This is a genomic window from Clostridium sp. AM28-20LB, assembly GCF_003480665.1.
GTDB classification, from domain to species: Bacteria; Bacillota; Clostridia; order Lachnospirales; family Lachnospiraceae; genus Otoolea; species Otoolea fessa.
On the sequence record NZ_QUJN01000014.1, the window covers coordinates 1 to 7,511 of the forward strand.

Annotated in this window: 7 protein-coding genes and 1 pseudogene; all 8 read right to left on the reverse strand. The window is 38.8% G+C overall.

All coding sequences use genetic code 11. The features are described from left to right. A pseudogene (locus DW739_RS14590) lies at positions 1-391 on the reverse strand (IS200/IS605 family accessory protein TnpB-related protein); the annotation flags it as partial. 8 nt (positions 392-399) lie between these two features. Then, on the reverse strand, positions 400-840 hold the full coding sequence (tnpA, locus tag DW739_RS14595) for an IS200/IS605 family transposase (RefSeq protein WP_118743270.1): 441 nt from the start codon (positions 838-840) through the stop codon (positions 400-402). An 83-nt stretch (positions 841-923) separates the two neighbouring features. Next, positions 924-1,739, reverse strand: a complete 816-nt coding sequence (locus tag DW739_RS14600; protein WP_118685167.1) for a hypothetical protein — start codon at positions 1,737-1,739, stop codon at positions 924-926. Further along, entirely contained in the window at positions 1,736-2,947 is a 1,212-nt protein-coding gene (locus DW739_RS14605; RefSeq protein WP_243023797.1) for a hypothetical protein, read from the reverse strand. The genes DW739_RS14600 and DW739_RS14605 overlap by 4 nt, the downstream gene beginning before the upstream one ends. A gap of 37 nt (positions 2,948-2,984) precedes the next feature. Continuing rightward, positions 2,985-3,899, reverse strand: coding sequence for a sugar phosphate nucleotidyltransferase (locus DW739_RS14610; protein ID WP_107001627.1), 915 nt, complete (start codon positions 3,897-3,899; stop codon positions 2,985-2,987). 28 nt (positions 3,900-3,927) lie between these two features. Next, positions 3,928-5,718 (reverse strand): DUF6020 family protein, encoded by a 1,791-nt coding sequence (locus tag DW739_RS14615; protein ID WP_118743269.1) that lies wholly within the window; start codon positions 5,716-5,718, stop codon positions 3,928-3,930. Next, the gene (locus DW739_RS14620; RefSeq protein ID WP_118538483.1) at positions 5,715-6,653 is read right to left on the reverse strand and encodes a glycosyltransferase family 2 protein; all 939 of its coding nucleotides are present in this window, start codon (positions 6,651-6,653) and stop codon (positions 5,715-5,717) included. The genes DW739_RS14615 and DW739_RS14620 overlap by 4 nt, the downstream gene beginning before the upstream one ends. Before the next feature lie 472 nt (positions 6,654-7,125). After that, positions 7,126-7,511, reverse strand: a 386-nt coding sequence (locus tag DW739_RS14625; RefSeq protein WP_147355664.1) for a transposase, incomplete at its 5' end; no start/stop codon positions are given.

A 7,511-nucleotide genomic window follows, 5' to 3' on the forward strand; every position in this document is an offset into this window, starting at 1 on the left:
TGACATCCCGATAAAATACCGGCATCGCATGATTCTCACAGACCAGCTTCGGTCTTCCCCTCAGTTCTCCCTTTTCCCACAAACCAAGGCGTGTCTGATAGGAGGACACTGCTCCAAGTGCGTGTTGAATCGCCGCTCTTCTCAGATAAGATGGCATCTTAGGGAAATGACGGTCAAACAGAAATCTGGCATGATTCTTTTTTGTCTCATATACCAGATGTTCCGCTTCATTAAAGCGTTTTTGTGGATTTCTGATTTCTGAAAGTTCTTCCCAGGTCTCTGCATACACCGGAATCAGATAGGAAACTGCCTTCCGAAAAATATCCAGCGTAGAGCGGAGCGGTATATTCTTTTTTTTAATTTCTACTCCATAGCTGGATACAATCTGCATAAAGTTTCCTACTTTCTTTTTTCCTTCTCTTTTTGTCCCTCAATGTATGCCACTACCTGATCCCTGCTTCGGTCACTTACGGTAACTGCACAATACGATGGATTCCACAAATGTCCTCCCCACAGCTCCTGTTTTAATTCTGGATGCGAAAGAAACAACTGACGTGCCAGATTCCCCTTCATAATCTTTATCATGTCTGATATAAAAAATTGCGGTTTGCAATCCAGAAGTAAATGAATATGATCTGGCATAACCTCCATCGCCAGAATCCTAAATTTGTATTCCTCCGCAAGCTCATACAACATTTTTTTACATTCCGCGTCTATCCCATTTTTCAGGACCTGTTTTCGATATTTCGTGCACCAGACAAGATGATATTGCAAAGAATACACATATCCTCTACCATATGAAAGTGAATTTTCCTTAATAGTAAATATATCTTTTTCCATGTTTATATTATACCATATGCACCCGCATTTGGCAAACACTAGTTCTGTATCTTGATAAAAAATTTGGCACACCTAACTCGTCACTAAAGTAACGAGAATGCGGTGTGCCGTTTTTCAAGGAAGTTAACCATTTTCCCCGTTGCCAGGAAAAATACCAGTGGAATTCCAAGTGCTGCCGCAGGATAAGTCAGTAAATCCAGATAAGCAGTTATCATGCCATTTATCAAAAACAGATACAGATAGCGCCCGTCCTGTTCCATTTGATTCCGACAGACCAAAATCAAAAACAGGCTGAATATCATCACATAATACACACTTGAAAACTGGATCGAAAACGCAATCGCCAACGGTCTCAAAAACAGTGCCGTACATAAAAATGGAAGTATCAAACAGTAGCGTTTCTGCCTAATCAATGTTCCTGTTATAAGCAGCAGAGTAAACACAACTCCCAAATTTGTAAGTGCCCGAATTCCCTGATAATCCATAAAAAAGAGTAGTGGGCGCAGGAATACCAAATAACCATGCCAATAACGCGCATACGAAGTTATTTCCATCCCATTATCTATCCCTTTCACATCCATTCGAAATGATGTAATTGGATCTGCATCCTGATAAACCGGTCGATAGGCAGCGACTGCACTCTCTAAAGCAGACGCATCTTCTTTTTGATAACAGGCTGTATGGATCATGAGCGAATCCGTCCAGTTATCCAATTCTTCCGCCGGCGTATTTCCAACAAACGGATAGAGTCCTTCACCGGTAAAGATTTCCACTGACTCTGCACCATGTTCATAAATCAACTTATCCGGTATAAGAAAGGCAAGCCACAAAAAAATAGTCCCCGCCAAAATACCTGAAATCAAAATGGCAGGCATACGAATGAGGTATTTCAAATTCATGTCCTTCTTCCCTTCTTCCCAGACATTCCCGCCATCACAATAACAAACCAGAAAAACGGCTGCCTGCAGTTCATCAGCGTAAAACTCTCTGCCAGAAGTGCCAGCACCGCCGCCCTCTGCGCTTTCTCACACCGGACCACATTTTTCACAATCCAATACACCAGAAATGTGGTAGGAATCAGCCCATACGAAAACCACACATCAAAAAAGCTGGAATGAATCTCATTGACATGAAATACATCAAACACACCCGGACTCAAAAGTTTTTCAAATCCATCATACGGAATAAAACGTTCAAAAAAGCCCTCTCCCGCTCCATAAAACAGATACTGAGGCGTCAATACCAGCCGCTCCGCACTTCTGTCATATAGCAGATCATAGAGATTTCCATTTGCCAGTTTCCATATTTTCTGCTGGATTCTGGAAAGAAGCGTATAATCCGTCTGCGAAACATCAAAATCTGCCCCTGGCCAGATCAGATAGACGCCCAGCGCCAGCATCACTACAACAGCTGCCCCGCCGAACCACCAGAGTTTTTTATACTTTGAGTGCGTGCATCTTTCCCAGAAAAACTGCCATGCCAGTATTACAAAAAAGGCAAGCAGTCCCACAAACATACCGGTTGATTTTGCTTTTCCAATCAGAAGAACTCCCCCAAAAAACATTCCCCAGCACGCAATCCGTGTCTTGACTGTATACTCTGCCTTCCGCCGGTATTCCATAAAAAGCACCAGAATCATCGTAAAGATGAAAAAAGCAAACTGGTTCGGATCATTAAACGTTCCCATAAACCGAGAACCGCCCCAGCTCTCATGAAAATAGCGTCCTCGTCCGGAAATCAAAACAATTGTCTGAAACACCAGGTTGATCCGACATATCCAGCAAAGTCCCCGCATAAACGAATCCGAATAAAGTGTCCGGAACGTCCAGATCAGGAATGCAGAATAAATCCAATAAAGCGTATGTAACGGAAAACTTCCTTTTCCTGTCCGAACAAAATAAATGCCATTAATGACAGCTGCAAATATCAGGAAGACCACCCAGGGAAAATCTTCCTGATACCAGATTTTCTTACCACTTCTCCACGCCATGATAAGCGCCAGGGCACCGGACAAGGCGAAAAACAGATCCGCGATGCCGATGCTGCCGCTGGGGAGAAGGTAGAATTGTTTGGTGAAGACGGCTGTGTAAAATAAAACTTCAACCATCCTGTTTCTCTCTAATTTCATTTGTTCTTACTTTATCCTAATCCCACAAATTTTCCGGATATAATCCACTCTCTATCATCTGTCGGAATCCCTCCTGCGCCGGTTCTATATCTTCTTTATAAGTAATTCCAATCCATCTGTCCGGCGTATTCAAAACTTTTACGGAAGCTAACTTCTTTTCAAGCAATTCCGCCACAATATTTGGGAGAAGATACTCCTTCTTCTCCGGATTTTCCCCTAATGCATCAAGGAATCTGGCAAATCCTTCATCTATGTACCGCAAAAAATCCGGATATCCGGCCCACATATTCATGGATACCATCGTATCCGGTGTGATCCATTTGCTTACCTTCGCATTATCACACTGGATTTTTCCATCTACACACTGAATTCCCGTCGTTTCAACGACCTCTTTCAAGAATCCCGCCTCATCTGCCACGCAGACACCTCTGGTAACCGCTCCGTTTTCACTCAGCGTATTCTTTAAAGAAAAGCCTGCCATTGCCAGATTTATCTTATCCGCATCTGTATTTCCAGAAAGCAGGAACTCATGAAGCTTCGAAAAAGCTTCTTTCCCATAATAATCATCTGCATTGATGATCACAAATGGTTCTTTCACAACATCTTTACAAGCCAGAATTGCCTGCCCGGTTCCCCATGGTTTTACTCGTCCTTCTGGAACATGATAGCCTTCAGGCAAGTCTTCTAACTCTTGATAGACATATTCCACAGGCATAACCTTAGATAAGCGATTTCCAATCACTTCTTTAAATTCTTTCTCAATGGCTTTCCGAATTACAAATACAACTTTTGTAAAACCAGCTTCCTTCGCATCGTAAATCGAAAAATCCATAATAATCTCTCCATTCGGAGCCATCTTAGCCAGCTGTTTGATACCGGTTCCAAAACGAGAACCGATACCGGCAGCCATGATGATGAGGGTTGTGTTCATGTTTTTTCCTCCGTAAACTATTTAACTTTTATTTACTCCTGGTCTCTTCTTTCAAAAGGAACATTGACGAAATATATAGTGGAGCTGTAAATATAAAAGGTGCACAGTAACGATACATAATTACTGGACTTAAAAGTACAGTAAGCCATATACCAAATATCATACTCAAAAGCAAAATTATTTTCTTATTTCTATTAATCAAAAGAGTATACACACCGAGAAAAAGCAAAAGGCAACTATAAAATCCTGCCTGACATAATATCGAAAAAATCGGTATTTTAGAAAAAATCATTTTCAAACTTCCACCATAACCATTACCTGGAATTCCCTTTCCATACAAATTCTCTAACAATAATTGATAACTCGGAAACAAACTTTCTCTATTAATCTCAAATCCAGGATCATATGCCACCGACTTATCATAACACAGGATATCTATATATGGATGCCATGGTCTGGCATCCGGCCAGTTTTTGTCTGGATACCATAAAGTCAGAGTCTGTAATCCAAATGCCTGTACATATCCTATTGAATCAAAAGCAGCAAATTTTATATATGATTTCAAAAAAGAAATCTTATCCCTCTGTACCTCTTCTACTTTTAAATTTGATTTTACCGGATCCGAAATAAAGGGCATATAATTTTTCCATCCCTCATCAGGGACAAAGCTTTGCATCTCTTTGCGTTGCTTTTCCGTCAAATCATCATTATTATATACCCACGCCATTTGTTGCAAGGGTAAGCTCAGCATCTCTCTCAGTGCCGTTCCCTTCTGTACTCCACACAAAGCATATACCGGTCCTTGATACACAGCTACCAATATTATAACGCTTGTCAATAACATCAACAATTTTCTTCTGGCTTTCAACAATAAAGCAGTCAGAAGCACAAAAGCAAGAACATATACTCCATTATTTCTAATGACACACATTAAAAACATCCATAAAAACAATTTTATAGTATTTTTCTTGTCCAAAAATTGCTCATCCAGCAAATATTCAATTAGCAATAAGACCACCATGGCAAAAGACGCTGTAAAAATTGAATCTTGCGCTGATGTTAAGGAAAGAATTACATGCATAGGCAACAGAAAAAAAAGTGTAGATAGAATCACCAACGTTTTGTTTGTCTTATCATTTATAAATGATAAGATATTCCAGATAACATAAAGTGAAATACTCATTTGCAGTAAAGTAAACACTGCAAATCCTATGGAATAATTATCAAAAAAAAGCTTTCCACTATTAACAAACAAATAAAATATTCCACAATATACTGGAGACCATTGAGATGATATAGGAATATCTTTTCTCAAAAACTCATGATACCAATATGGTGCATCTGTTGCATAAACCCCTGGAAACAGTGCCAAATATGCCATTATCCAAGCAAAAAGAATTATAACAAAACAATTTCTTAAACTTTTTTTATCTTCTTTACCAACAATCTTTTTTTTATCAAAATACTCCATCATGCAAACGATAAATGGAAATATTTCAATCATTAAAAAAAGTAGACTTAAAAGTGTGATTCCATTCAATTGGATTGTGGATAACAAATCCAATTGAATTCCAAAATTCAAAATCACTGCATAAAAAGCAGATAAAGCAACTTGGATATAAAATCTAATACCTCTCTTTATCGAAATTTGATAATACAACTTGGAGGTGACGAAAAATACAATCGCCAGAATACCCCCCCCCGGAACATTTTGAGCATAATTCAAATATTGCATCTGTATTCCGGTTATACCTATAAATCCCATTACTATCGAAAATATAATTTTTACTTCATTATATTTTTCTTTTAATACATTCATTTAACAATCCTCTCCTTGCTCATTTCAATCGTTTGTAATCTAAATTCATATTCTCTACGTTCTTTCTCCACAATTTCCGATAAAATGAGTCCTGAAAAGAATGAAATCAACGCGGATAATGCAATAAAGCCTGATACAATTAGCGTTGGAAAATTAGGAACTAATCCTGTCTGTAAATATTTAAAAAACACCGGCACAAACAATATCAGAGACAAAACAAATAGTAAAACTGACATTATTCCAAAGAAGTTCATCGGTCTATAATTTTTATACAATCTTCCAATAGTCTTTAAAACTTTTACGCCATCAGAATATGTATTTAACTTTGACTCACTTCCTTCCGGGCGATCTCTATATTCAATTATCATATTTTCAACACTCATATTTTTCTCAACTGCGTGGATCGTCATTTCTGTTTCAATTTCGAATCCTTTGGAAAGAACCGGAAAACTTTTCACAAAAAGATAACTAAATGCACGATATCCTGTCATAATATCTCGAATGTTGGTATGGAACAATCGATTAATACTCCCTCTTACTAAACTATTTCCAAAATTATGAAATGGTCTTTTATTTTCTTCAAAATATGTAGATGAAAGCCTGTCCCCTATAACCATATCTACATTTTTATGGAGTACTAGCTCCACCATATTTTTTCCATATTCCGCTGGATAGGTATCATCTCCATCTATCATGATATAACACTCAGCATTAATTTCTCTGAACATTCTTCGAATAACATTACCTTTACCTTGACTATGCTCATACCGCACAATTGCCCCAGCTTTTTTTGCCAGTTCTACCGTATTATCGGTTGAATTATTATCATATACATAAACCATTGCATCTGGTAATTCTTTTTTCCAATCTTTCACAACTTTTCCAATTGTTTTTTCTTCGTTATAGCACGGAATTAAAACTGCTACTTTATCCATTATTATATCTCCTCCTCATATAATCAAGTGTTTTTTATTGAAAATTCAAGGTTTTTCAACCTTTCATATCTCAGTGAATAAGCCACAGCTATGAGCATTTCGATGTATCAGGTACTGAAATAGCGGTTGAATTGTATACGAAATAAAACGTCATTGATTTTCGCTTTACTGGCCTTGCGTATACCCTTCCCTCTATGGCAGCTAACCTCCTATATCCACCAGGATCATCTCTGTCTCCAGAGGTCCTAACTTCCTTCGTTCTGCCTGCCCATAACCAGGGTGTCAGCTATGCTCCTTTACGGGGTCATGCCCCTTGGTGATGATTTCTGCCGACTATTGGCTCATTCTTTGTATTATTGATTACTGACTCGCTTCCTGTTCCAGCACTATGATCAGTGGACGTTATCTGTTACATTCCACTTGATTCAGTGGCTGTCCACATGACAGCCTCCATTACAGTTACTTGTCTTTCTTACGCAACCTGTAGATAAACTGCTGGTCTCTTGATGTCACTGACCATCTTTTTCGGATCATAATCTACGCCTTTCGTCAGCATGGCATAAAAGACTCGTATCAGCTTGGCTGCAATTGCCATAAGTGACTGCATTTTCTTCAATGGATTTAGTCTTCTGGTTATGTAATAATTATGGAGTTCCCTGAACTCCTGGTTCTTCGACACAAGTGACATTGCAACCTCAAAGAGCAGATATCTGAGTCTCTTTCGACCTCGTCTGCTTATTGTTGTCTCGCCCTTGTGCTTTCCTGAACTATTTTCAACCAATGCCAATCCTGCAAGTTTCTGCAATTCCTTCGGATTGTTGAAGCGGCTGATATCACCTACTTCTGCAAGGAATCCTG

What these genes read in the sequence shown, in the direction of transcription:
- tnpA (WP_118743270.1), bottom strand. Translation starts at nt 840, where the DNA reads ATGGAAAAAGATATATTTACTATTAAGGAAAATTCACTTTCATATGGT.
- DW739_RS14600 (WP_118685167.1), bottom strand. Translation starts at nt 1,739, where the DNA reads ATGAATTTGAAATACCTCATTCGTATGCCTGCCATTTTGATTTCAGGT.
- DW739_RS14605 (WP_243023797.1), bottom strand. Translation starts at nt 2,947, where the DNA reads ATGGTTGAAGTTTTATTTTACACAGCCGTCTTCACCAAACAATTCTAC.
- DW739_RS14610 (WP_107001627.1), bottom strand. Translation starts at nt 3,899, where the DNA reads ATGAACACAACCCTCATCATCATGGCTGCCGGTATCGGTTCTCGTTTT.
- DW739_RS14615 (WP_118743269.1), bottom strand. Translation starts at nt 5,718, where the DNA reads ATGAATGTATTAAAAGAAAAATATAATGAAGTAAAAATTATATTTTCG.
- DW739_RS14620 (WP_118538483.1), bottom strand. Translation starts at nt 6,653, where the DNA reads ATGGATAAAGTAGCAGTTTTAATTCCGTGCTATAACGAAGAAAAAACA.